Below are 21,923 nucleotides of genomic sequence, written 5' to 3' on the forward strand. Positions count from 1 at the left end.
AATCCAGTCTGGATCGCCACGTCGCTGCGCTCCTAGCGATGACGGCTATTTCGCGGCTTCCGCCGGCTTCACCCAAGGCTTGAACGCGCCCCCGGGGACGGCTGAGGCGACCGGGCTTTCGAATCCGTCCTCGCTGACCGAAGAAACGCCGAACACCCAGTCGTCGACGCGCACGCCTTTTAGGGCTGATTTGCAGGCCTTGTAGATGATGGAAATGGTCGACTGCGAAGCGAGCAGTACGGCATCCTCGCGGTCCGGCGGCAGGCAGCTCCCGGCGGGTACCGAGCGAGTTTTCTGCCAGTTATTGGCGTCCGTTCGACGCCAGCGAATGACATAATGCCCTGACTCCGATCTCAACATGTCCGGCCATGCAACCGTCGTATCCGTGCTGACTGCCCCCTCGACGGTCGGCTCAGGCGGTGGCGGAGCGCTGGCCAGCCAGGCAAGCGCGGAGACGTTCAATTTCGTGACCCGCGCCAGATAGGGGAAATCCATATTCTCGATGGTGTCGCCGTACTTTATGCCTTTTTCGGTCCTCAGATCCTGGTGCTGCCAATTGTAATTCTCGACCGCGACCGAAAAGCGCACTGCCGGGAAGCCCAAATTCAGGAACTCCGTGTGATCGCCGCCGCGGCCGAAGCGGTCGTTGCGCCACACCTGCATCACGTCGATCCCCAGCGACGGCACCCGTTCGGCCAGCCCATCAAGGAAACGCGAGATGTTCCGCGACGGCGAGTCATTCTCGCCGCCCTGGCTGCGGACCTGGGCGCGGAGCTCGTCCCCGCCCTGCCAGCGAAGCCCTTCGGAAAAAATGCGCACCTGCTTGTCGTTGCACATCCCGTCGGAGCTGCAGCTGTTGCCGATGATGTCATTGTTCAAATTGGCGATGACGTTCCAGTCCTGGGCCTTGGCATAGTCGGCCAATATCTTGCCGCCGAGCAGCCCCTGTTCCTCGCCCGACAGCGCGGCGTAAACAATGGTGCCGGGAAACTTGTGTTTGGACAGCACGCGCGCTGCCTCCAGCACCGCCGCTGTCCCCGAGCCATCGTCATTGGCGCCGGGAGCATCCGACGTGAAGTTCATCACATCGGTGACGCGGCTGTCGATATGGCCGGTGATGATCACGACGTCGTTGGGTCGCTCCGTGCCGCGCTGGATCGCGACCGCGTTGCACACCTTGGTCGGGGTCGGAACACGCCGCCCGGTGACCGTGTCGCAAGTCTGCAGCGTTTCGAGGCCCAGCGACTTCATCTCGGCTTCCGCCCATCGCACAGCGGCGCCAATTCCGCGCTTGGGATCGGTCTGGGTCGACAGCGTATGGCGGGTGCCGAAACTGACCAGCTTGGCCACCGTCGCCCGCATCCGCTGGGCGTCGACGGTTCGGGCGATGCCGGCGACCTTGGCTTCCGGGCCCCGGAGCGGCGGCACCGCCGTCGCGGCGGTGGAAGCGAGGGCGGCGGAAGCAAGCAGCATCTTTTTCATGGGGCCGGGTTGAACCGCCTTTCGCCAAGCTTGGCAAGCACCGGCCGCGCACCTAGGTTGCGCCCATGCTGAGCCTCCTCGCCGCGGCCGCACTTGCCGGGTCTGCGCCGTGGACCGCGCCGATCCTCCACTATGTCCGCTCGAACATCGACGGAAGCGAGCCGGAACATGTCGTCCAGTATCGCTCGGCCCGTGATAGGATCGCGGTCTATAAATGGGTCGAGAAATGCAAGATCGCGGCCTATGTCACCGCGGAGATGGAAGCCGATTTGCGCGACGCCCGGCTGTTCACGGCCGGCAAGGTCGCCAGGGATGGGACCCAGGCAGTGTTCGGTACGCTGACACTCGACCCAGTCGCCCCCGCCCTCGACGTTGCGGTCGACCTGCCGAACGAGCAGATCAGGGAACACCATCCGCTCAGGGCACTGCCTTTCCTGCTCTACGATTTCGATCTTTCCGACCTCAATGTCTTCCTCCAGGAAGCAAAGCCCAGGGGCGACTTCGGTTTTGAGTTGCCGGTGATCTGGCCGGCCGAGGGAACCAGCGTGTTCCGCGACTATGGCCGGCTGCAGGCCCGCTACGCCGGTTCCGAAAAGCACCTCGATCGCGATGCTGTGCGGTTTGACCTCAAGGTCGAAGGTCCGACACCCTCGACCGGCATATTATGGGTAGATGCGCGGGAATTTTACATTGTCGAGGCTCAACTGGGTCTTCCCAACCATCTGGACTATAAGGATTTCCGACTGACTTTCGAAAGATTGGAAACCGGGAGCCAGGCCGCTTGGGATGCCCTGATGAAGTCCCACTACGCCAACTGCCCTGCCACCTAGCGCTAGGCGAAAGAGGGGATTAGGGAGCGGCCAACTTCCCATCAGCCAAGAGGGTCCGAGTCCCCATGCGTAGCATCGAGCATTTCATCAACGGTCAATCGGTTGCGGACGCCAAGCGCCTGAGCGACGTGTGGAACCCGTCGCAGGGCGAGGTCCAGGCACAGGTCGGCCTCGGCACAGCCGCGACATTGCAGCGCGCGGTCGACGCCGCGCTGGCCGCCCAGCCGGCCTGGGCCGCGACCAATCCGCAGCGCCGCGCCAGGGTCATGTTCAAGTTCAAGGAGCTTATCGAAACGAACATGGACCAGCTGGCGGAGCTGCTCGCCTCCGAACATGGCAAGGTCGTTGCCGATGCCAAGGGCGATGTGCAGCGCGGTCTCGAGGTGATCGAATATGCCTGCTCGATCCCGCAGGCGCTGAAAGGCGAATATACCCAGGGCGCCGGCCCCGGCATCGACGTCTATTCGATGCGCCAGCCGCTGGGCATCGGCGCCGGCATCACTCCGTTCAATTTCCCGGCGATGATCCCGATGTGGATGTTCGGCATGGCGATCGCCTGCGGCAACGCCTTCATCCTTAAGCCTTCGGAGCGCGACCCGTCGGTCCCCGTGCGCCTCGCCGAGCTGATGCAGGAAGCGGGCCTCCCCGATGGGCTGCTCAACGTCGTCCACGGCGACAAGGAAATGGTCGACGCGATCCTCGACCATCCCGACATCGCCGGCATCAGCTTCGTCGGTTCGTCCGACATCGCCCAATATATTTACTCGCGCGGCACCGCGAACGGAAAGCGGGTGCAGGCCTTCGGCGGCGCCAAGAACCATGGCATCGTCTTGCCTGATGCCGACCTCGACCAGGTCGTCAACGATTTGACCGGCGCGGCTTTCGGCTCGGCCGGCGAGCGCTGCATGGCGCTGCCGGTAGTCGTGCCAGTCGGCGACGATACGGCCGCCGCACTTCGCGAGAAATTGGTACCGGCGATCGAAAAGCTGCGGGTGGGCATTTCGACCGATCCCGAGGCGCATTACGGCCCGGTGGTAAACGAAGCGCACAAGCAGCGCGTCGAAAACTATATCCAGATGTGCGTCGACGAGGGCGGCGAACTGGTCGTCGACGGACGCGGCTTCATGCTGCAAGGCCATGAGAAGGGCTTCTTCGTCGGCCCGACCCTGTTCGACCATGTGAAGCCGCACTTCCGCAGCTACAAGGAAGAGATTTTCGGCCCTGTACTGCAGATCGTCCGCGCCGACACGTTCGAGGAGGCCGTGCGCCTTCCGAGCGAACATGAATATGGCAACGGCGTCGCCATCTTCACCCGCAACGGCCACGCCGCGCGCGAATTCGTGAGCCGGGTCAATGTCGGCATGGTCGGCGTCAACGTGCCGATCCCGGTGCCGGTGAGCTATCACAGCTTCGGCGGCTGGAAGCGCTCGGGCTTCGGCGACATCGGCCAATATGGGCAGGAAGGCATGCGCTTCTGGACCCGGACCAAGGTCGTCACCCAGCGTTGGCCCGACGGAACGGCCGCGGGCGATCACAAGGAAGCCTTCATCATCCCGACCATGGGATGAGCATGAAGCTGGCGCTGACCGCGCTACTGGTCCGTGACTATGAAGAGGCCATCGCTTTTTATTGCGATGCGCTCGGCTTTCGCCTGGTTGAGGACAGCGACCAGGGCGGCGGCAGGCGCTGGGTGGTGGTCAGCGGCGATGACGGCGGCGCCCTGCTGCTGGCAAAAGCCAACAAGGCCGAGGAGTTGGCCGCAGTCGGCAACCAATTCGGCGGCCGGGTGGGACTGTTCGCGAGCACCGATGACTTCGCCGCCGTACAGGCTAGGCTCATCAACGCCGGCGCATTGTTCGAGGAGCGGCCGCGCCGCGAACCCTATGGCACGGTGGCCGTGTTCCGCGACCTGTACGGCAATCGATGGGATTTGATCGAACCGACGGATCGCGGTGCATCTTAATCTGGATTAAGGCGTTGGTTCGGACATGAAACGGATACTTGCCGCGGCAATCTTCCTCGCCCTGGCTGCCTGCCAGCAGGGCAGTGACGACAATTTCGCAATCGATGAGACGAACACCGCCAACGCCGAGATCGAAACGCTACCGCCTGACGAGACGGTCACCAACGATGCCGACATGGGCAATGAGGCCGACGATGCGGGCTCCGATCAGGCTTCGTCGCCAGGTACGCCGGAGGCAGGCATGATCCCGGCGGCGTTTCGTGGCCGCTGGGGAATGACCGTTGCCGACTGCGATCCCAAGCGCGACGACAACAAGGGCCTGATTTCGATCGGAGAGCGCAGCCTGGTCTTTTACGAGTCGCGTGGCACGCTGACCAAGGTCATCCTCAACGCGCCCGAGAATTTCACCGGCACATTTGCCTTCACCGGTGAGGGCCAAAGCTGGACCAACAGCCAGAATCTGAAGCTGACCGGGAGCAGCAAGACGCTTGTCCGCAGCCAGGCTGACGTCTCACAAAGCTTTACCTACAAGCGCTGCGCCTGATAGTCCGCGAGGCCATGAAGCATATCTTCGTTGCGTCGCTGCTTGCCCTGACCCTTGCTGCCTGCGGCGGGCCGAGCGACGAGGACGTGCTGACGGCAGACAAGATCCGGGCGTCCGAATCCGCCCCCCAACTGCCTGACATCCAGTTGAGCGAAAATCCCGAGCCGCCGCCCGCGCCGCCTCCGGTCGAAAACGAGATAGCCAATGAGGTCGGTAATGAGATCGATGGGAATGCGGTCGAAGCGGGCGTCCCCGGCAACGTCCCTCCCGCTTTCCAGGGCTTGTGGGGAATGGCTGCTTCCGACTGCCGCCCGGGGGAGGTTGCCGGAAATTCCATATTGCTGACCGGCGACCAGATTATTTCGGCCGATACGGTTGCTTCGCTCGGCGGCGTGCTTGCCGATTCACCAGGCCGCTTCGATGGCCGCTTTGTCGGCGAGGGCGGCTATGAAGCGCGCGAGAGCTTCGTCCTGAGCGGCGGCGGCAATCGCCTTACTCGAAACGGCGGCGAGGTTTATCAGCGCTGCATAGGCGCCTCTAGATAAGCTGTTTGCCGGGTGCTAGGCGCCCTGCTCATGCACCAGTTCGACCTGACCGACGACCAGCGCCAGATCCAGGAGATGGCGCAGAAATTCACCGCCGATGCGATTACGCCGTTCGCGGCGGAATGGGACGAAAAGCACATCTTCCCGCGCGACACGATCCGCCAGGCGGCGGAGCTCGGCTTCGGCTCCATCTACGTCAGCGAGGAGAGCGGAGGGATCGGCCTTGGGCGGCTCGAGGCGGCACTGATCATGGAGGCGATGGCCTATGGCTGCCCGTCGACCAGCGCCTTCATCTCGATTCACAATATGGCAAGCTGGATGATCGACCGCTTCGGCTCGGATGAGCTTAAGCAGAAATATCTCCCGTCGCTGATCCCGATGAACAAGATCGCCAGCTATTGCCTGACCGAGCCGTCGTCCGGATCCGACGCGGCGGCGCTCAAGACCAAGGCGGTGCTGGACGGCGACCATTATGTCGTCTCCGGCAGCAAGGCGTTCATTTCGGGCGGCAGCGAGAATGAGATTTACGTCTGCATGGTCCGCACCGGCGTGGACGGCCCCAAGGGCATCAGCTGCCTGGTGATCGAAAAGGACATGCCAGGCGTCAGCTTCGGGGCCAATGAGAAAAAGCTGGGCTGGCATTCGCAGCCGACCGCGCAGGTCAATTTCGACGAGGTTCGCGTTCCCATCACCAACCGCGTTGGCGGCGAAGGCGAAGGTTTTCGCATCGCGATGATGGGGCTCGATGGCGGACGCCTCAATATCGGCGCCTGTTCGCTCGGCGGTGCTCAGCGCTGTCTCGACGAGGCGGTGAAATACACCAAGGAGCGGAAGCAGTTCGGGACGGCCATCTCTGACTTCCAGAATACACAGTTCATGCTGGCCGACATGGAGACCGAGCTGCAGGCGTCGCGGCAACTGCTTTATGCCGCGGCAGTCAAGGTCACTGCCAATGCGCCCGACAAGACCAAGTTTGCTGCAATGGCCAAGCGTTTCGCCACCGACACCGGTTCATCGGTGGTCGACCGCGCGCTCCAGCTTCACGGTGGCTACGGCTATTTGATGGATTATCCGATCGAGCGATTCTGGCGTGACCTTCGCGTCCACTCGATCCTCGAGGGGACCAACCAGGTGATGCGGATGATCGTTGGCCGGGAGCTTATCCGTCAGTGACTTCCGCTTTTTCTTTCAACGACTTGGCTAAGCAGCTCAACGACGCTGCGGAGAAGATGATGGCCGGCGGGGTCAAGCCGGCGCTTCCGTTCGATCCCTTCGCCATTGCCCAGGCGACCGGCGAGTTCGCGTTTGGCCTGGCGATGAGACCGGCGGAGCTGATGGAAGTGCAGCTGGCGGCCGCCAAGCAATGGGGCGATTTCTGGACCGGGACGATGGCCGGGACGATCGGCGAGAAACCGCGCGACCGACGCTTTGCCGCGCCCGAATGGCAGGACGATGCATACTATCGCGCCATCCGCGACGCCTATCTGCTTGCTTCCAGGCAGCTGCGCGAGGTCGTTTCGCTGGGCGAAGGAAATGCCAGCACTACGGCGATGGCGAGCTTCCTGCTCGACCAATATCTAAACGCCCTTTCGCCTTCCAATTTCGCGGCGACCAACCCCGAGGTGGTCAAGCGCACCAAGGAAACCAACGGCGCCAACCTGGTCCAGGGATTTGCCCACCTGATTGAGGACATCGGCAGCGGCAAGGGTATCGTCCAGCGCCGGACCGACCCGACCGCGTTCGAAAAGGGCAAGACTATCGCCGCGACGCCGGGCGAGGTGGTGTTTGAGAACGAGCTGTTCCAGCTGATTCAGTACACGCCCACGACCGCAAAGGTCGCGGCCGAGCCGCTGCTTTACGTCCCGCCACTGGTCAACCGCTATTACATGATCGACCTGGTGCCCCGCCAAAGCCTGGTCAAATGGCTGGTGGACGAGGGTCGCACCGTGTTCGTCGTCAGTTGGGTCAACCCGAGCGAGAAGCACAAGCATAAGGGCGTCGGCGAATATGTCCTCGAGGGGATCGTCGAGGCAATCGGCGAGGTACGGACCCGCACCGGAACGTCGCCGGACCTGTTCGCTTTCTGCCTCGGTGGCACATTGGTGGCGATCGCGCTGGCGTGGCTCGCTGCCGAAAGCAGAGCCGACGAAGTCAATTCGGCGACGCTGATCGGGTCGCTGGTCGACTTTGCCGACATGCGCGACTGGTCGGCCTTCGTCCATGAAGGCCATCTCGCCGCGCTTGAGGATTATCTCGAAGGCCAAGGCTTCATCGACAGCCTGGAATTGCAGCGGTTGTTCGCGGCGATGCGCGCCAACGACCTCATCTGGTCGTCGGTGGTGAACCATTACCTGCTCGACCGGCCGGCGCCACCCAGCGACCTGCTCTACTGGTTCGAGGATGGCGCGCGGATTCCAGCCGCCTTCCTCAAGAGCTACAACCGGGATCTGTTGCTCAATAACAGGCTCAAGGAACCTGCCGGCTTCGAGGTCGGCGGGGTACCGATCGACCTGGGCGCGATCAAGACGCCGATGCTGGTCATCGCCTTGAAGGACGATCATGTCTCGGCCTGGGAAGCAGTCTATCGGGGAGCCCGCGACATCGGTGCCGACTTCATCCTCGGCGGCTCCGGCCACAATGCCGGGGTGATCAACCCGCCCGCCGCCAACAAGCATGGTTTCTGGACCAGCGAGGGCCGGCCGGCCGATGCCAAGGCCTGGCTTGAAAGCGCTACTCGCCACGAAGGCAGCTGGTGGCCGACCTGGACCAACTGGCTGACCGATCACGGTTCGAAGAAGCCGGTCCCGGCCCGCGCCATCAAGGACGGGATCGAGCCGGCGCCGGGCCGCTATGTGATGATGAAATGAATTTGATGACTGAGCTAAGCAGCGACGTTCTCTGCCAGAAGGAAGGGCTCGCAGGCCGCCTCCGCCTCAACCGGCCCAAGGCGCTGCACAGCCTCAACCGCCAGATGGTGCGCGACATGGCCAGCGCCCTGATCGAGTGGCGCAACGACCCTGACGTCCGCATCATCCTCATCGATCATACCGAGGGCCGCGGCTTCTGCGCCGGCGGCGACGTGGTCGACATCAGCCTCAACGTCGAGGGTGCCGATGCCGCCGCCCGCGCCTTTTTCTTCGACGAATATCGGCTCAATCACCTCGAATATACCTACCCCAAACCGGGCGTCGCCTTCATGGACGGCATCACCATGGGCGGCGGGGTCGGAATTGCCTGCCCCTGCCGCTTCCGCGTCGCCACGGAGCGGACCGTGCTGGCCATGCCCGAGACGACCATCGGCATCTTCCCAGACGTCGGCGGCGGCCGCTACCTGTCGAGACTGCGTGGGCGGTTGGCCCAATTCCTGGCGCTGACCGGGGCGCGGCTCGACGGGGCGGAATGCAAGGCGCTGAGGCTCGCCACCCATTACATCCACTCCGATCGGCTCGAAGAGGCGAAGGAACGGATTATGGCCCAGCCGTTCCGGGTCGAAGCGATACTCGACGAGCTTTCTGAAGATGAAATCCCGCCGGCGCGGATCAAGTCCAACATCCAGAAGATCGACCGCTATTTCGCGTCCGACCGGCTGGAAGGAATTCTCGATGCGCTCGATGCCGGGTCCGACGAAGGCGACGAGTGGGCCGCAACGGAAGCGGCGACCATCCGCAAGAAATCGCCGATGGCCTGCAAGGTCAGCTTGAAGCTGCTGCAGGAAAGCCCCTACCAGCTCCACTTCGTCGATGAGATGCGGATGGAATATGGCATCATGGTCCGCCTGATCCACCATCCTGATTTCAAGGAGGGCGTCCGCGCCCTGCTGATCGACAAGGACAATGCCCCCAACTGGCACCCGACCCGGCCCGAGGTAATCGGCGACGCGGAGGTCGAGGCATTTTTCGAGCCGCTGCCGATCGAGGAACAGTGGCGGCCGTTCGATTTTTGACGTCCCAACGGGCGGTCATCCCAGCGAAGGCTGGGATCCATGTCATGGCGACATGGGCCTAGGATTAGACATGGGCTCCAGCCTCCGCTGGGGCGACGGAGGATAGATTGGCGAATTACGAAACGATCCTGGTCGAAAAGAAGGGCGCGGTGACCCTGGTCACCTTGAACCGCCCGCAGGCGCTCAACGCACTCAACTCGACCGTACTCACGGAACTGATCGACGCCTTTGCCGCCTATGACGCCGATCCCGGCCAGCGCTGCCTGGTCCTGACCGGGTCGGAAAAGGCCTTCGCCGCCGGCGCCGACATCAAGGAGATGCAGGCCCAGGGCTTCGCCGACATGTATGCGTCGGACTTCTTCAAGGGCTGGGAAAAGGTCACCGCGACCCGAAAGCCGTGGATCGCCGCGGTCGGCGGTTTCGCCCTAGGCGGGGGCTGCGAAGTGGCGATGATGGCCGACTTCATCATTGCCGCCGACAGCGCCAAATTCGGCCAGCCCGAAATCAAGCTAGGCGTGTCGCCCGGCATGGGCGGGTCTCAGCGGCTGACCTGGGCGATCGGCAAGGCCAAGGCGATGGAAATGTGCCTGACCGGCCGGATGATGGGTGCCGAGGAAGCCGAACGCAGCGGCCTGGTCGCCAAGGTCGTCCCTGCCGCCGACCTCCTGAACGAGGCGCTGAAAACCGCCGAGACGATTGCGTCGATGGCGCCGCTGGCTGCCATCGCCAACAAGGAAATGGTCAACGCCGCGTTCGAAATGGGCCTGGCCCAGGGGATCAACTTCGAGCGGCGGCTGTTCCATGGCCTGTTCGGCACCGAGGATCAGAAGGAAGGCATGACCGCCTTCGTCGACAAGCGCCCGGGCAATTGGACGGGGCGTTAAGGAGTAACTGACATGGCACGCGTCGCATTTATCGGGCTGGGGCATATGGGCGGGGGCATGGCGCCAAATCTGGCCAAGGCGGGGCATGAGGTCCGCGCCTTCGACCTCAGCGAGGAAGCGTTGGCCCATGCGGTCGAGCGCGGCTGCAAGCGCGCCAAATCGACCGACGAGGCGGTCGAGGATGCCGACGCGGTCGTCACCATGCTTCCCGCCGGCAAGCATGTCGCCGAAGTCTACCGCAGCCATGTGTTCGGCAAGGCGCCGAAAAGCGCGATCCTGATCGATTGTTCGACGATCGACGTCGCCACCGCCAAGGCGGTCGAGGAGGAAGCCCAAGGCCAGGGCTATACCATGGTCGACGCGCCTGTTTCCGGCGGCATCGCCGCCGCCGAGGGCGGCACGTTGACCTTCATGGTCGGCGGAGGCGAACAGGGTTTCCAGCAGGCCCGCGAATATCTGGAAAAAATGGGCAAGGCGGTGATCCACGCCGGCGAGGCCGGATCCGGCCAGGCCGCGAAGATCTGCAACAATATGCTGCTTGGCGCATCGATGGCAGCAACCTGTGAGGCCTTCGTGCTGGCCCAGAAGCTCGGGCTCGACCTTCAGACCTTTTACGACATTTCGTCCAAGGCCAGCGGCCAGAGCTGGTCGATGACCAGCTACTGCCCGGTTCCCGGCGTCGGTCCCGAGACGCCGGCCGACCGCGGCTATGAGGGCGGGTTCGCCGCGGCGCTGATGCTCAAGGATCTGAAGCTGGCGATGGAGGCGGCACAGAAAGCCGGCGCCTATACGCCGATGGGGGGCGAGGCGGCGGACTTGTTCCAGCGCTTCGTCGACCGGGGCGGCGGAAACAAGGATTTTTCGGCGCTGATCAAGATGATCGACGACAGTTGGAAAACGCCCGAGGGGGAAAAGCATGTCGAACCGCCCGTCACCGCGCTTGATTAAGGAGCGCACCAAGACCACATCCCGGCCATGCTGATCGAGATCGAAAAGACGCCCAACCCGGCGACCCGCAAGTTCCTGCCTGGCCGCACCGTGATGGAAATGGGCGGGCGCGACTTTCCCAATGCCGACGCCGCCGATGCCAGCCCGCTGGCCGAGGCGCTGTTTTCGACCGGCATGGTCGACGGAGTCTATTTCGGCCGTGATTTCGTTTCAGTCTCCGCCGCGCCGACGGTCGAATGGGACCAGCTTGAGCCCGAAGTCCTCTCCGTCCTGCTCGATCATTTCATGCTCGATGCGCCCCTGTTCAAACAGGGCACGGCCGCCGGCATCGAGATTGCCGCCGACGAGGCGCCGACGATCGAGGAAGATCCCGCCGACGCGGACATCATCGAGCAGATCAAGGAATTGCTGGATACCCGTGTCCGCCCAGCGGTCGCCCAGGACGGCGGCGACATTGTCTATCGCGGCTATAAAGACGGAAAGCTTTATCTCGGCATGCAGGGCGCCTGCTCAGGCTGCCCGTCATCGACCGTCACACTGAAGCGTGGCGTCGAAAGCCTGATCAAGCACTACGTCCCTGAAGTCGAGACGATCGAAGCCGTCTGATTTTATTGGCATTTTCCGATTTTTGCTTGCCGCCTAGCGCGGGCTGTGCCTCCATGCGCTTTCGAACAGGGAGTCGCTCGATTGATCCTTGCGCTCGACACGTCGACCACCGCCTGCACCGCCGCCTTGCTCGAGCGGGACGGGACGATCGTCGCTTCGCGCGACGAGCTGATCGGGCGCGGGCATGCCGAGCGGCTGGTACCGATGATCAAGGAAATGCTTGATGGCCATGTCCCATCGAAGATCCTGGTCGGCGTCGGCCCTGGCAGTTTCACTGGGCTTCGCGTCGGCATTGCTGCCGCGCACGGAATGGCGATCGGCTGGAGCGTGCCTCTGTCAGGAATGAACAGCCTGGCGCTGCTCGCCGCTTCCGCCCCGGCCGGCGAAGGCAAGGTTGCCGCCGCAATTGCCGGCGGCCATGGCGAATTGTTCGTCCAGACTTTCGATCGCAAAAAGCTGACCGCGACCGGCCCGGTCCTCAATCTGACGCCGGAAGCGGCAGCGAGGAAAGTCGACGCTCCGTTGGTCGTTGGCAGCGGCTCCGAAGCGCTGGTCGAGGCCCGGCGCGACGGCGAAGCGCTGCCGCTTCTGCCGACCGCGAGCAGGGCCCTTGCCTTGCCGGAATTGCTGCGCAGCCTGGAGTGCAAGCCGATTTATGCCAGAGCCCCCGACGCGCGAGCGCCAAAGGATCTGGTTGGGGCCGCATGATGGCGACGCGCCGGCAAGCCGATTCCATTGTTCGATTGCGTCGGGGCGGCGCCGACGAGCTCGACGAGGTCATGGAGGTCATGACTGCCGCCTTCCAGCCCTGTTTCGGAGAGGCCTGGACCCGCTCGCAATGCGCCGGGATCCTGCCGATGCACGGCGTGTCGCTGACGCTTGCCGAACAAGGGGGACAGGTAGCCGGCTTCTCACTGGTCCGGGCAGTCGCGGATGAAGCCGAGCTGCTTTTGCTTGCGGTCGATCCCTCGGAACAAAGGCGCGGGATTGGCCAGGCATTGCTCGATGACTTTATCGCGACTGCATTGGCCGGCGGGGCACACCGATTGCACCTTGAGGTTCGCGACGGAAATCCGGCGGTAGAGCTTTATTGCACGTCTGGATTTAGCCAGGTCGGCCGCCGCCGAAACTATTATCATGGCCCTGACGGTCAAAGTCACGACGCCGTCACACTGGCGCTGGTCGACTAAATTGCCTAACTTTAGTTAGTATAGACTTTACTTGCCCCCATAATAACGGGGTAGTAATGTTGCTATAGCCGCGACGGTGTGCCGCCGTCTCGCGCACAAATTTATTGCTCGGGAATTAGACAATGACCAATGAAGGCAATGATGACACGCTCATCACGCTGACCGCCGACATCGTCGCGGCCCATGTCAGCAACAATAGCGTTGCGGTCAACGACCTGCCGCAACTAATCCAGAACGTTCATGGCGCACTGGCACAACTGTCGGGCGCAAGCTCGGCCGCAGAAGCCAAGCCCGAACCCAAGGTTCCGATCCGCTCATCGATCAAGCCTGACTATATTGTCTGCCTTGAAGACGGGAAACGACTTAAGATGCTGAAACGGCATCTGATGACTCATTATCAAATGACTCCGGATCAATATCGGCAGAAGTGGGGCCTGGCCGCGGACTATCCGATGGTCGCGCCCAATTACGCCGAGCAGCGGCGGACGCTGGCCAAATCGATTGGCCTTGGCACCAAGCGGCGGAAGCCGAAGAAGTAAGGCGCAAAGCCGTTCCGGTGGATGGGCGAGGCGCCCGCTCTCGGGGGAGACATGATTTGCGTCTCCCCTTTGACGTTATCTCATCCGCACCCTAATTCGGGATTATGCATCGTACGATCGACATCGAGCAGCTGTGCGCCGACAAGGGCCTTCGCATTACCGAGCAGCGCAAGGTCATCGCCCGCGTGTTGGGCGAGAGCGAGGATCACCCCGATGTCGAGACGCTTCATTCCAGGGCGGCGTCGATCGACCCCAACATCTCGATAGCCACGGTCTATCGTACCGTTCGCCTGTTCGAGGAAGCGGGAATCCTGGAGCGGCACGAATTTGGCGACGGCCGATCGCGCTATGAGGCGGCATCGGAAACCCATCACGACCATTTGATCGACGTCGAGACCGGCAATGTCATCGAGTTCGTCGACGAAGAACTTGAGCTGCTCCAGAAACGGATCGCCGAGCGGTTGGGGTTCCGCCTGGTCGACCATCGCATGGAGCTTTACGGCGTCGCCATTGACCGCGAGCGCTGAGCGCCCTCCTTCCAGATTTTTGTTCGGGCTGCGCCTGGCAGGCCTCATTGCCTTGCTCCTCGCCTTCGTTCCGCCGCACCTGCTGACGAAATGGGTCGGCGGCCGTTCCAATTGGCCAAGGCGCTTTCTTTACTGGGGGGCGCTGACCATTGGGGTTCGGCCCCATGTCCAGGGCAAGCCGATCGAAGCGCACAGCTTCATCATTGCCAATCATTTGAGTTGGCTCGACATACTGATCCTCGGCGGCTGGACCGGCACTGCCTTCATCGCCAAGGCGGAGGTCGAACAGACGCCGCTGATAGGCTGGATCGCCGACCAGAACCGCACCCTTTATGTCGAGCGCTCGGCACGAGGCGAAGTCCATCACCAGGTAAAGCGGATCGCAGCCGCGCTGAGCCATGACCAGCCGCTCACCGTCTTTCCCGAAGGCACCACGGGCAACGGCCGCAAGCTGTTGCCGTTCCGCTCTACCCTGATGGAGGCGGTCGCGCCGCCCCCGCCCCGCGTCTCGGTTCGCCCGGTCGCGGTCGATTATGGCAGCTTTGCCGATGTCGTCGGTTGGCACAGCGGCGAAGGCGGTATCGCCAACTTCAAGCGGGTGCTCGGCCACCGTGGCACGATGGTGATGACCGTCCATCTACTCGACCCGCTGCCGCCCGCCGAAGACCGCAAGGCGCTGGCGCGCCTTGCTCATTCGGCGATCGCCGCCTCCCTCTCTTCCTTGGCCGCGCCGGAGGCCCTATAGGCGCGGTGAAATGACAGAGATTCCTAAGACTTACCGCGTCAAAAGTTTCGGTTGCCAGATGAACGTCTACGATGGCGAGCGGATGGCCGAGCTGCTCGGCGCCGAGGGTATGCGCGCGGCCGCCGATGGAGAAGACGCCGATCTGGTTGTGCTCAATACGTGCCACATCCGCGAGAAGGCGGCCGAAAAAGCCTATTCGGATGTCGGTCGCCTGCGCCGCGAGGATGGCAGCAAGCCGATGATCGCACTGGCCGGCTGCGTCGCACAGGCCGAAGGTGCCGAAGCCAGGACACGCTCTTCGATGATCGACCTGGTAGTCGGGCCGCAGGCCTATCACCGCTTGCCCGAAATGGTGGCGGAGGTCGCCAAAGGGCATCGACCCGTAGATACCGACATGCCGGCCATTTCCAAGTTTGGCGCGCTACCTGCCCGCCGAAAGGTCGGTCCGAGCGCCTTCCTCACCGTGCAGGAAGGCTGTGACAAATTCTGCACCTATTGCGTGGTGCCTTACACCCGCGGCGCGGAAATCAGCCGCCCGTTCGCCGACGTGGTCGCCGAAGCTCGGTCGCTGGTCGACAGCGGCGCACGCGAAATCACCGTGCTTGGCCAGAATGTGAACGCTTATGAAGGCGGACTCGACCGCCTGATCCGGGAAATCGCCAAGATCGACGGGCTGGAGCGGATCCGCTACACCACCAGTCATCCAACCGACATGACCGACGCGCTGATTGCCGCCCATGCCGAGGTCGACAAGCTGATGCCCTACCTTCACCTGCCGGTGCAGTCTGGCAGCGATCCGATCCTGAAGGCGATGAACCGCAGCCACAGCGCCGAATCCTATCTCCGGACGATCGAGAAAGTGCGCGCAGCGCGGCCGGATATCGCCATCAGCGGCGACTTCATCGTCGGTTTTCCGGGCGAGACTGATGAAGATTTCACGGCGACGCTATCCATCGTCGATTCCGTGCGTTACGCTTCGGCCTACAGTTTCAAGTTTAGCGCCCGCCCGGGCACTCCGGCGGCGCAGATGGAAGGAGCGGTGGCGCAAGAGGTGATGGACGACAGATTGCAGCGGCTCCAGGCCCGCATCGCCGAGCACAGCCTCGCCTTCAACCGCGCCACGATCGGCAGCGACACCCAAATCCTGATCGAACGCAAGGGCCGCCTGGCCGGCCAGATGATCGGCAAGTCGCCCTGGCTGCAGTCAGTGTTCGTCGAAACTGGCGCCGAGATCGGCGACATGCTCGATGTCACCATCGCCCAGGCGCTTCCCAACAGCCTTGGCGGAGTCATCCGCTCGGCAAAGGCAGCCTGATGGCCAAGCGCGAACTGTCCGCCGCGAACCTCGACTCCCGGATCGAAGGACGCGCCCGGCTCGAGCTGGAGTTCGAGCAGCCCTATCTGCTCGGCCCGCTGTTCGGCGATTATGACCGCCACCTGATCATGATCGAGGACCGGCTTGGCGTGAATATCGCCGCGCGCGGCAACCGGGTGATGATCGAGGGCGATCCCGATGCCGCCGCCCGCGCCCGCGACGTGCTCACCGGCCTCTATAACCGGCTCGACCAGGGCCAGGACGTCGATGCGGCCGCGGTCGAAGCGCTGATCGGAATGGCTAACCAGCCCGCGCTCGACGGGATAATCGCCGACGAGGTCGCCTCGCCCCCGAGCGTCATGATCCGGACGCGCAAGAAGACGATCGTTCCGCGCTCGACCGTCCAGACCCGCTACATGGAATGCCTGGCTCGCGACGACATGATCTTCGCGCTTGGGCCGGCGGGTACCGGAAAGACCTATCTCGCGGTCGCCCAAGCGGTCTCGCAGCTCGTCTCGGGCAGCGTCGATCGACTGATTCTTTCGCGTCCGGCAGTCGAAGCCGGAGAGCGGCTGGGCTTCCTGCCCGGCGACATGAAGGAAAAGGTCGATCCGTATCTCCGGCCGCTCTACGACGCGCTTTACGACATGCTGCCGACCGAGCAGGTCGAGCGGCGCATCGCCAGCGGCGAGATCGAAATCGCCCCGATCGCGTTCATGCGCGGCCGCACGCTGAACGACGCGTTCATCATCCTCGATGAGGCGCAGAACACCACGCCGCAGCAGATGAAGATGTTCCTCACCCGTTTCGGCATGCGCAGCCGAATGGTGATTTGCGGCGATCCCAACCAGACCGACCTGCCGCCAGGCGTGACGTCCGGCCTGGCCGATGCCGTGTCGAAGCTCGAAGGAATACCTAAACTGTCGATGGTCCGGTTCAGCGCCGCCGACGTCGTCCGCCATCCGCTGGTCGGCAGGATCGTCGAAGCTTATGAGGGACCTGGGCCAGGGAATTTGGGGCGGTGATGCTTGAGATCGCCATCGATACCGACGGAGAATGGGACAGTAGCACCGGCTGGGACGGGCTTGCCCGTGCCGCCGCCGCCGCCGCCATTGCCGAAAGCGCATTCCCCCAGCTGGGGACCAGCGAACGAACCGTCGAACTGTCGATCCGCCTCGCCGGCGACGCCGAAGTTCATGCGCTGAACTCCGAATGGCGCGGCAAGGACAAGCCGACCAACGTCCTGTCCTTCCCAATGGCCGAGGCCGAAGAGCTCGCTGACGGTGGCGCTGCCGGGCCCGAACTGATGCTGGGCGATATCATCCTCGCCCGCGGGATCTGCGCCGCCGAAGCCCAGCAAAAATCCATTCCGCTCGAAAGCCACGCCGCCCATTTGATGGTCCATGGCACGCTCCACCTGCTCGGCTATGACCATATGGATGAAGCCAGCGCTGCCGACATGGAAGCGCGCGAAGTGCGCGCGCTAGCACGGATGGGCATATCCGACCCGTACGAGGGCGAGCGCTGATGGCGACCCGCAACGAGGATGAAGGCGGCTCCAGGCTGTGGCGCGGAATGCGGTCGCTGCTGTTCGGGGAGGCGCACGAGGAGACGCTTCGCGACCAGATCGAGGACGCGATCGACGAGGCAGAGGATGAGCCGATCAAGCGCGGCGACCTGTCGCCGACCGAGCGGCAAATGCTTCGCAACCTGCTGCACTTCGGTGATCGGACGGTAGGCGAGATTGCCGTTACCCGCGGCGACATCGTGTCCGTTCCCTCCACGATCAGCTTCGACGGGCTCGTCGCCGCCTTCGCCGAGGCCGAGCACAGCCGCCTTCCCGTGACGGGTGGCGACCTGGATGAAGTGATTGGGATGATCCACATCAAGGATGTGTTCAAAGCGCGCCTCGACGCCGAGCATCCACGGACCATTGCATCGCTTCTCCGGACCCCCCTGTTTGTCCCGGAATCGATGGGCGTGCTCGACCTGCTCGCCCGGATGCGGACCGAACGGCTCCATCTGGCGATCGTCGTCGACGAATTCGGCGGCACCGAGGGACTGGTGACGATCGAGGATGTGGTCGAGGAAATCGTCGGCGAGATCGAGGACGAACACGACACCGAGGAAGCGGGGATGCTGGCCCTGCTCGAAGACGGGCTGTGGGAAGCCGACGCCCGGGTCGAGCTGGAAGAACTTGCCAAGGTGGTCGACCCGCGCCTGGCTACCGAGGACGACGAAGTCGATACGCTTGGCGGGCTGATATTCCTGCTCACCGGTCGAATTCCGGCGAAGGGCGAATCCATACTTCACTCATCGGGTTGGAGGCTGGAAGCGATCGACAGCGACCCTCGCCGGATTGTCCGGGTCCGGCTTCACGCTCCCGAGCCAGTGATCGAGGCAGTCCAGGCGGAAAAGTAGCGCATCCGTCCGGCAGCGTTTCCGTCGACGCCGCCCTTTCCCAGCGCGTCACGACCCGCTAGCGACGCTCGATGCAGTTCCTGATCGCGCTGGTTACCGGCGCCCTTTCCGCATTCGCGTTCCAGCCGGTAAGCTGGTGGCCACTGATGATCCTGGCCATGGCGGCGCTGTGCGAACTAGTAACGCGGACCAGGTCGCTGAAAGGTGCCCTGCTGATCGGCTGGGCGTTCGGAGTCGGGCAATTCGTCATCGGTCTCAACTGGATCGCTACCGCTTTCACCTTCCAGGCGGCGATGCCGGCCTGGCTCGGTTGGATCGCGGTAGTCCTGCTGTCGCTCTACCTTGCGGTCTATCCGATGCTGGCAGCCGGATTGGCTTGGCGGTTCGGCGAGAAGAGCCGTGTCGCGCTGGTGCTGGCCCTGGCCGGAAGTTGGGCACTGACCGAATGGCTGCGCGCGACGATGTTCACCGGCTTCGCCTGGAACCCGATCGGCGTCACGCTGGTCGACACCCATGTCATCGGCGTCAGCAGTCTGATCGGGACCTACGGGCTTTCGGCGCTGGTCGCATTGGCCGGCGGAACTCTCTGGCTGCTCGCCCGGCGCCAGTGGAAGGAAGGTGCCGGTCTCGTCGTTATCATCCTGCTGACTCATTTTCTCCCGCGACCGGTGATCGCGCCCAATGAGGCAGCGCTGAAGCCGATCCGCATCGTGCAGCCAAACATCGGCCAGAATCTAAAATGGATGCCGGGTTACGAGCAGATTGCGGCGGGCAAGCTGAGCAAATTGTCGACTCTGCGCGACCAGCGGCAGGAACTGGTCTTTTGGCCCGAGGCAGCGGTGACCGAACCCCTATCGGACAACCGGCCTGGCGCAGCGCCATACATCGCCGGAGAGCGATCGGCGGCGGCCAAAGAGATTTCCGATCGCGACCTGCTGCTAACCGGCGGTATCGCGTTCCGTTCCAGCGACCAGCGCAACGTCGATGGCGCGGCCAACAGCGTGTTCGTGCTTGGCCCGGACGGCAGATTCGTCGGACGTTACGACAAGGCGCATCTGGTGCCCTATGGCGAATATCTGCCGATGCGGCCCTTGCTTTCCGCCATTGGCCTGTCGCGGCTGGCCCCTGGAGATATTGATTTCCAGCCCGGACCGGGCGCGCAAAGCCTTGCCCTTCCCGAAGGTTGGGGAACGGCCGGTTTCCAGCTCTGTTACGAGATTATCTTTTCCGGCCATGTCGTCGATCCGCACCATCGCCCGGACTTCATCTTCAATCCGTCGAACGACGCCTGGTTTGGCGCCTGGGGCCCGCCGCAGCACCTTGCACAGGCGCGGCTCAGGGCCGCGGAGGAAGGCATTCCGGTCATCCGCTCGACCCCCACCGGGATCAGCGCGCTGATCGACGCCCGCGGTGAGCTGATCGATTCCATCCCGCTCGGCAAGGCAGGGATCATCTGGGGCTACCTGCCGCCCAGTGCGGCGCCGACCCTGTTCGCGCGGCTTGGCAACATCATTCCGCTGGCGTTGGGCTTCCTGTTGCTCATCGTCGCGATTGCACTCGACCGTCGCGCTCGCTACAGGGCCATATAACGAATCCTTTATATCTCAATTTTTAGCAGATTTCTGCCAAGGACTGATGCCTCCCCATGCGCAATAGCTACCTCTTCACTTCCGAATCGGTTTCCGAAGGCCATCCCGACAAGGTCGCCGACCAGATCAGCGACGCGATCGTCGACCTGTTCATTTCCAAGGACCCGGAAGCACGCGTTGCCTGCGAAACGCTGACGACGACCAACCGAGTGGTGCTGGCCGGCGAAATCCGCGGCCAGGGGATCATGGATCGCGAAGGCAATTGGGCCGAGGGCATTCGCGAGGAGATTGAGCAGGCGGTCCGCCAGACGGTGAAGCGGATCGGCTATGAGCAGGCAGGTTTCCATTGGGACCGCCTCGACTTCGCCAATCACCTTCACCCGCAGTCGGCGCACATCGCGCAGGGCGTCGACGCCAGCGGCAACAAGGATGAAGGCGCCGGCGACCAGGGCATAATGTTCGGCTTCGCCTGCGACGAGACGCCCGACCTGATGCCGGCGACTCTCGATTACAGCCATAAGATCCTCGAGCGGATGGCAGCCGACCGTCATGCCGGCCGCGCCCCGTTCCTGGAGCCGGATGCCAAGAGCCAGGTCACGCTCCGGTTCGAAAACGGCAAGCCCGTGGCGGCAACCGCGATCGTCGTTTCGACCCAGCACAAGAAGGGTTATGATCAGGGCGACAAGGAAGCCGAGCTTCATGCCTATGTGAAACGGGTGGTGGGCGAGGTGCTTCCCGCCGAGTTGCTCACCAGCGAAACCGTCTACCACATCAACCCCACCGGCAGCTTCGAGATCGGCGGGCCGGAAGGCGATGCCGGCATTACCGGCCGCAAGATCATCGTCGACACCTATGGCGGCGCAGCACCGCATGGCGGCGGCGCGTTCAGCGGCAAGGACCCGACCAAGGTCGACCGCTCGGCCGCCTATGCGGCGCGCTACCTCGCCAAGAACATCGTCGCGGCCAAGCTCGCGACCCGCTGCACCATCCAGCTCGCCTATGCCATCGGCGTTTCCGAGCCATTGTCGCTCTATGTCGACACGCACGGCACCGGCCCCGAACTGACAGGCTTCGGCGACGACGCGATCGAGGCGGCGATCGGCCGGATCGCCAAGCTCGGCCGGCTGACGCCGCGCGGGATCCGCACCCACCTGGGTCTTAACAAGCCGATCTATTCGGCGACCGCCGCTTATGGCCACTTCGGCCGCAAGGCGGAGGGCGACCTGTTCCCGTGGGAGAAGACCGACCTGGTCGAGGATCTGAAGACGGCGCTGCAGGAAGTGGTGACAGTCGCCGCTTAAACACTGAATCGTCACCCCCGGATAAGCGGGGGCCCAGATCTCAGTGCTGGGTTCCCGCTTTCGCGGGAATGACGAATTAGCTTATTTCCAGCCGCCCAAAATGGCGCCGGCAGCGATGTGGCCGAGCAGCAGGTGGGCGCTGTCGATCAGCGTCATATTGGTATCGACGCCGTCATAGACCCAACCATAAAGCACGGTCGGAACAGCCGAAGCCAAGCCGATCACAATCGCCCATTTCACGCCGGTCACGGCGTCGGCGACATTGCCCCATTTGAAGAGCACCGCCATGAATGCGGCGGTCAGGATTGGCATCAGAGGACTGTACATCATCCGCGACATCGCCGTGGCCTTGTCACCCTCAGTCATGCCGGACAGTGCCATATAGGCATCGGGCGCCATCAGCAGTCCGTAGATGACGAAACCGATTGCGTAGATGACGACCGCCGCGGTGATAACCGCCAGCCAGTTGATTCCACCAGAGCGCATATTCCCCTCCCCAGTTATTGTTGCGCGAGCGGAACATAACCCACTGACGACATGACGCCAAACTG

The 21,923-nt window shown here is 63.2% G+C and carries 24 protein-coding genes; 22 read left to right on the plus strand and 2 right to left on the minus strand.

The window, feature by feature from the left end:
• Window positions 1–45: 45 nt before the first annotated feature.
• Window positions 46–1,482, minus strand: a complete 1,437-nt coding sequence (locus LZ518_RS07115; protein ID WP_249915306.1) for a M28 family peptidase — start codon at window positions 1,480–1,482, stop codon at window positions 46–48.
• Between the two features lie 65 nt (window positions 1,483–1,547).
• On the opposite strand from LZ518_RS07115, the gene LZ518_RS07120 reads away from it, so the two are divergent.
• From LZ518_RS07120 to metK, 22 genes are all read left to right on the plus strand, one after another.
• Window positions 1,548–2,312, plus strand: a complete 765-nt coding sequence (locus LZ518_RS07120) for a hypothetical protein (protein ID WP_249915307.1) — start codon at window positions 1,548–1,550, stop codon at window positions 2,310–2,312.
• Between the two features lie 65 nt (window positions 2,313–2,377).
• On the plus strand, window positions 2,378–3,880 hold the full coding sequence (locus LZ518_RS07125) for a CoA-acylating methylmalonate-semialdehyde dehydrogenase (protein ID WP_249915308.1): 1,503 nt from the start codon (window positions 2,378–2,380) through the stop codon (window positions 3,878–3,880).
• A gap of 2 nt (window positions 3,881–3,882) precedes the next feature.
• A complete protein-coding gene (locus tag LZ518_RS07130; protein ID WP_249915309.1) occupies window positions 3,883–4,275 on the plus strand; it encodes a VOC family protein in 393 nt (130 codons plus the stop codon).
• 25 nt (window positions 4,276–4,300) lie between these two features.
• Window positions 4,301–4,819 carry a hypothetical protein gene (locus LZ518_RS07135; RefSeq protein WP_249915310.1) on the plus strand — a complete coding sequence of 173 codons (519 nt, stop codon included), beginning with the start codon at window positions 4,301–4,303 and terminating at the stop codon, window positions 4,817–4,819.
• Window positions 4,820–4,833: 14 nt separating this feature from the next.
• A complete protein-coding gene (locus LZ518_RS07140) occupies window positions 4,834–5,364 on the plus strand; it encodes a hypothetical protein (protein WP_249915311.1) in 531 nt (176 codons plus the stop codon).
• Window positions 5,365–5,394: 30 nt separating this feature from the next.
• A complete protein-coding gene (locus tag LZ518_RS07145) occupies window positions 5,395–6,537 on the plus strand; it encodes an acyl-CoA dehydrogenase family protein (RefSeq protein ID WP_249915312.1) in 1,143 nt (380 codons plus the stop codon).
• A 23-nt stretch (window positions 6,538–6,560) separates the two neighbouring features.
• Window positions 6,561–8,231, plus strand: coding sequence for a PHA/PHB synthase family protein (locus LZ518_RS07150; RefSeq protein WP_249915313.1), 1,671 nt, complete (start codon window positions 6,561–6,563; stop codon window positions 8,229–8,231).
• Window positions 8,228–9,307 (plus strand): enoyl-CoA hydratase/isomerase family protein, encoded by a 1,080-nt coding sequence (locus LZ518_RS07155; RefSeq protein ID WP_249915314.1) that lies wholly within the window; start codon window positions 8,228–8,230, stop codon window positions 9,305–9,307. Before LZ518_RS07150 ends, LZ518_RS07155 begins: the two co-directional genes overlap by 4 nt.
• A gap of 107 nt (window positions 9,308–9,414) precedes the next feature.
• Window positions 9,415–10,191, plus strand: a complete 777-nt coding sequence (locus LZ518_RS07160; RefSeq protein WP_249915315.1) for an enoyl-CoA hydratase — start codon at window positions 9,415–9,417, stop codon at window positions 10,189–10,191.
• Window positions 10,192–10,203: 12 nt separating this feature from the next.
• A complete protein-coding gene (mmsB, locus tag LZ518_RS07165; protein WP_249915316.1) occupies window positions 10,204–11,139 on the plus strand; it encodes a 3-hydroxyisobutyrate dehydrogenase in 936 nt (311 codons plus the stop codon).
• A gap of 27 nt (window positions 11,140–11,166) precedes the next feature.
• The gene (locus LZ518_RS07170; protein WP_249915317.1) at window positions 11,167–11,745 is read left to right on the plus strand and encodes a NifU family protein; all 579 of its coding nucleotides are present in this window, start codon (window positions 11,167–11,169) and stop codon (window positions 11,743–11,745) included.
• 81 nt (window positions 11,746–11,826) lie between these two features.
• On the plus strand, window positions 11,827–12,453 hold the full coding sequence (tsaB, locus tag LZ518_RS07175) for a tRNA (adenosine(37)-N6)-threonylcarbamoyltransferase complex dimerization subunit type 1 TsaB (RefSeq protein ID WP_249915318.1): 627 nt from the start codon (window positions 11,827–11,829) through the stop codon (window positions 12,451–12,453).
• A gap of 35 nt (window positions 12,454–12,488) precedes the next feature.
• Entirely contained in the window at window positions 12,489–12,935 is a 447-nt protein-coding gene (gene rimI / locus LZ518_RS07180; RefSeq protein ID WP_249915319.1) for a ribosomal protein S18-alanine N-acetyltransferase, read from the plus strand.
• 122 nt (window positions 12,936–13,057) lie between these two features.
• Window positions 13,058–13,474 carry a Ros/MucR family transcriptional regulator gene (locus LZ518_RS07185; RefSeq protein WP_249915320.1) on the plus strand — a complete coding sequence of 139 codons (417 nt, stop codon included), beginning with the start codon at window positions 13,058–13,060 and terminating at the stop codon, window positions 13,472–13,474.
• 104 nt (window positions 13,475–13,578) lie between these two features.
• Entirely contained in the window at window positions 13,579–14,001 is a 423-nt protein-coding gene (locus tag LZ518_RS07190) for a Fur family transcriptional regulator (RefSeq protein ID WP_249915321.1), read from the plus strand.
• A gap of 19 nt (window positions 14,002–14,020) precedes the next feature.
• Window positions 14,021–14,746 (plus strand): lysophospholipid acyltransferase family protein, encoded by a 726-nt coding sequence (locus LZ518_RS07195; protein WP_249915322.1) that lies wholly within the window; start codon window positions 14,021–14,023, stop codon window positions 14,744–14,746.
• A gap of 10 nt (window positions 14,747–14,756) precedes the next feature.
• On the plus strand, window positions 14,757–16,061 hold the full coding sequence (gene miaB / locus LZ518_RS07200; protein WP_249915323.1) for a tRNA (N6-isopentenyl adenosine(37)-C2)-methylthiotransferase MiaB: 1,305 nt from the start codon (window positions 14,757–14,759) through the stop codon (window positions 16,059–16,061).
• Window positions 16,061–17,086, plus strand: a complete 1,026-nt coding sequence (locus LZ518_RS07205) for a PhoH family protein (protein WP_249915324.1) — start codon at window positions 16,061–16,063, stop codon at window positions 17,084–17,086. The genes miaB and LZ518_RS07205 overlap by 1 nt, the downstream gene beginning before the upstream one ends.
• Window positions 17,086–17,589 (plus strand): rRNA maturation RNase YbeY, encoded by a 504-nt coding sequence (ybeY, locus tag LZ518_RS07210; RefSeq protein WP_249915325.1) that lies wholly within the window; start codon window positions 17,086–17,088, stop codon window positions 17,587–17,589. Before LZ518_RS07205 ends, ybeY begins: the two co-directional genes overlap by 1 nt.
• A complete protein-coding gene (locus LZ518_RS07215) occupies window positions 17,589–18,482 on the plus strand; it encodes a hemolysin family protein (protein WP_249915326.1) in 894 nt (297 codons plus the stop codon). Before ybeY ends, LZ518_RS07215 begins: the two co-directional genes overlap by 1 nt.
• Before the next feature lie 71 nt (window positions 18,483–18,553).
• On the plus strand, window positions 18,554–20,071 hold the full coding sequence (gene lnt / locus LZ518_RS07220; RefSeq protein ID WP_249915327.1) for an apolipoprotein N-acyltransferase: 1,518 nt from the start codon (window positions 18,554–18,556) through the stop codon (window positions 20,069–20,071).
• A 56-nt stretch (window positions 20,072–20,127) separates the two neighbouring features.
• A complete protein-coding gene (metK, locus tag LZ518_RS07225; protein WP_249915328.1) occupies window positions 20,128–21,372 on the plus strand; it encodes a methionine adenosyltransferase in 1,245 nt (414 codons plus the stop codon).
• 81 nt (window positions 21,373–21,453) lie between these two features.
• Here the strand turns inward: metK and LZ518_RS07230 are convergent, their stop codons facing one another.
• On the minus strand, window positions 21,454–21,858 hold the full coding sequence (locus LZ518_RS07230) for a DUF1761 domain-containing protein (RefSeq protein ID WP_249915329.1): 405 nt from the start codon (window positions 21,856–21,858) through the stop codon (window positions 21,454–21,456).
• Between the last annotated feature and the right edge of the window lie 65 nt (window positions 21,859–21,923).

The sequence above is a fragment of the Sphingomonas brevis genome (genome assembly GCF_023516505.1).
Lineage (GTDB): Bacteria > Pseudomonadota > Alphaproteobacteria > Sphingomonadales > Sphingomonadaceae > Sphingomicrobium > Sphingomicrobium breve.

Excerpts from the sequence above, each read along its gene's own strand:
- LZ518_RS07115 (WP_249915306.1), bottom strand. The coding sequence starts at position 1,482 with ATGAAAAAGATGCTGCTTGCTTCCGCCGCCCTCGCTTCCACCGCCGCG.
- LZ518_RS07120 (WP_249915307.1), top strand. The coding sequence starts at position 1,548 with ATGCTGAGCCTCCTCGCCGCGGCCGCACTTGCCGGGTCTGCGCCGTGG.
- LZ518_RS07125 (WP_249915308.1), top strand. The coding sequence starts at position 2,378 with ATGCGTAGCATCGAGCATTTCATCAACGGTCAATCGGTTGCGGACGCC.
- LZ518_RS07130 (WP_249915309.1), top strand. The coding sequence starts at position 3,883 with ATGAAGCTGGCGCTGACCGCGCTACTGGTCCGTGACTATGAAGAGGCC.
- LZ518_RS07135 (WP_249915310.1), top strand. The coding sequence starts at position 4,301 with ATGAAACGGATACTTGCCGCGGCAATCTTCCTCGCCCTGGCTGCCTGC.
- LZ518_RS07140 (WP_249915311.1), top strand. The coding sequence starts at position 4,834 with ATGAAGCATATCTTCGTTGCGTCGCTGCTTGCCCTGACCCTTGCTGCC.
- LZ518_RS07145 (WP_249915312.1), top strand. The coding sequence starts at position 5,395 with ATGCACCAGTTCGACCTGACCGACGACCAGCGCCAGATCCAGGAGATG.
- LZ518_RS07155 (WP_249915314.1), top strand. The coding sequence starts at position 8,228 with ATGAATTTGATGACTGAGCTAAGCAGCGACGTTCTCTGCCAGAAGGAA.
- mmsB (WP_249915316.1), top strand. The coding sequence starts at position 10,204 with ATGGCACGCGTCGCATTTATCGGGCTGGGGCATATGGGCGGGGGCATG.
- LZ518_RS07170 (WP_249915317.1), top strand. The coding sequence starts at position 11,167 with ATGCTGATCGAGATCGAAAAGACGCCCAACCCGGCGACCCGCAAGTTC.
- LZ518_RS07185 (WP_249915320.1), top strand. The coding sequence starts at position 13,058 with ATGACCAATGAAGGCAATGATGACACGCTCATCACGCTGACCGCCGAC.
- LZ518_RS07190 (WP_249915321.1), top strand. The coding sequence starts at position 13,579 with ATGCATCGTACGATCGACATCGAGCAGCTGTGCGCCGACAAGGGCCTT.
- miaB (WP_249915323.1), top strand. The coding sequence starts at position 14,757 with ATGACAGAGATTCCTAAGACTTACCGCGTCAAAAGTTTCGGTTGCCAG.
- LZ518_RS07205 (WP_249915324.1), top strand. The coding sequence starts at position 16,061 with ATGGCCAAGCGCGAACTGTCCGCCGCGAACCTCGACTCCCGGATCGAA.
- ybeY (WP_249915325.1), top strand. The coding sequence starts at position 17,086 with ATGCTTGAGATCGCCATCGATACCGACGGAGAATGGGACAGTAGCACC.
- LZ518_RS07215 (WP_249915326.1), top strand. The coding sequence starts at position 17,589 with ATGGCGACCCGCAACGAGGATGAAGGCGGCTCCAGGCTGTGGCGCGGA.
- lnt (WP_249915327.1), top strand. The coding sequence starts at position 18,554 with ATGCAGTTCCTGATCGCGCTGGTTACCGGCGCCCTTTCCGCATTCGCG.
- metK (WP_249915328.1), top strand. The coding sequence starts at position 20,128 with ATGCGCAATAGCTACCTCTTCACTTCCGAATCGGTTTCCGAAGGCCAT.
- LZ518_RS07230 (WP_249915329.1), bottom strand. The coding sequence starts at position 21,858 with ATGCGCTCTGGTGGAATCAACTGGCTGGCGGTTATCACCGCGGCGGTC.